Here is a 1,450-nt window from a genome sequence, read left to right as displayed (position 1 = left end):
CCGGCACCCCGACCTGCGGCGCCCCGACCTGCGGCGCCCTGACCTGCGGCGCCCTGCGCGGCGACATGGTGGCTCGCGCCGCTCCAGCCCGCGCCGCTTTGGCCGGCGCCGTTCCAACCAGGCCCGTTCTGACTGGTACCGCTCTGGCCGCCGCCGTTCGGACCGCTGCTGTTCCGACCGCCGCCGTTCTGCCCGGTGCTGTTCTGTGCGGTGCTGTTCCGGCCGAAGGCGTTCTGGTTGGCGTTGTTGTGATCGGCAGCGTTCGCACCGGCCCCGTGCTGTCCGACGATGTCGTGAGCGGCGCCGGAGCCCTGGCCGCGGTCGCCGAAGTGGGCACCGCTGCCGCCGTCCCCGAGGTGATCGTGGATTGGCGAGGTGGGCTCGGGAAATCGGGGACTGTCGCCCCCACGGCCCGGGTGACGATCCCCGCTCGCCCCCCCGCCGCCGTGCCAGTCGTCGTCGGCACCGCCTCGCCCGGGTCCGCCCGCGGGACCGTATGCGCCCCCCGCCCGACTTGGGCCTCCATCGTCGGTGCGCGGCACGGGACCGCCCGGGCCGGGTGCCCAGCCCGCCGGGACGGGCGGACGGCCGCCGCCGCCGTCCACGCCGCCAGGTCCCTCACCGGAGGACGCATACCCCGAATGGTCCTGGTGACCCGGGTAATCTCCGCCGCCCGGCCCCTGCCAGTGCGCCGGCACGGGTTGCCCTGGGCCGGGTTGCCCTGGGCCGGTCTCGTCTCGGCCGCCCGCCGCCGGGGCCGGCCCACCGCCACCGAAGCGCTGATCCGGACCGGCCCATGCTGGCCCTGCCCCCGGTTGGCCACCGAAGCCACCGCCGGGCGGTGGTGGTGGGCCCCCGGCCGGCCGGACGCCACCTCCTCGGCCGGGACCGGAGCCCCCCACGGGCCCTACGCTGACCCGCCAGGTCCCGCCGATCTTCTCCGCCAACGCGGTGCAGAACACTTCGGCGTTGTTGCCCTGGCCGAACATCCGTCCCATCGTCGGGCTGGCGAAGGCGAGCACCACCTCGTCACCGCGCACGTCGGCGACGGTCGCATGGTCCTTCAGGATCGCGTGCGTCTTGCGACTGCGACGGCCCGCGAGCAGGAGGACCTCGTCCCACAGCATCCGCAGGCCAGCGGCGTCAATCCGCCCGCCGCCAGGCCCGGCTCCGCCGCCTTGTCTGGCTCCGGCACCCGGCCCAGGTCGGGCACCCGGCCCAGCACCCGGTCCAGGTCCGGCGCCCTGCCTGACTCCGGCGCCCGGCCCGGTCCCAGGGCCGCCGCCGGCTCCCGGCTGTGCCCCGAGACCGGCGCCTGCCTGGGGTGGCCCGAAGCCGGATCCACCGGTCGGGGGACCCGCAACGATCCCGCCGGCCACCGAGGCCGCGTCCCACGACCCGCCGGCCGGACCCTGGGACGTGGGAGCCGCCGCGGCGCGTGCCGGATGGG

General features: G+C 76.8%; 1 pseudogene. It reads right to left on the bottom strand.

What is annotated here, in order from left to right:
• Positions 1–1,127, bottom strand: a pseudogene (locus ND748_RS31935) (DNA polymerase III subunit gamma and tau); the annotation flags it as partial.
• Positions 1,128–1,450: the final 323 nt, after the last annotated feature.

Origin of the sequence: Frankia sp. AiPs1 (assembly GCF_023716945.1) — a bacterium.
Lineage (GTDB): Bacteria > Actinomycetota > Actinomycetes > Frankiales > Frankiaceae > Frankia.
The sequence above is the reverse complement of the archived record's forward strand: the minus strand, read 5'-3'. Positions and strand labels throughout refer to the sequence as shown.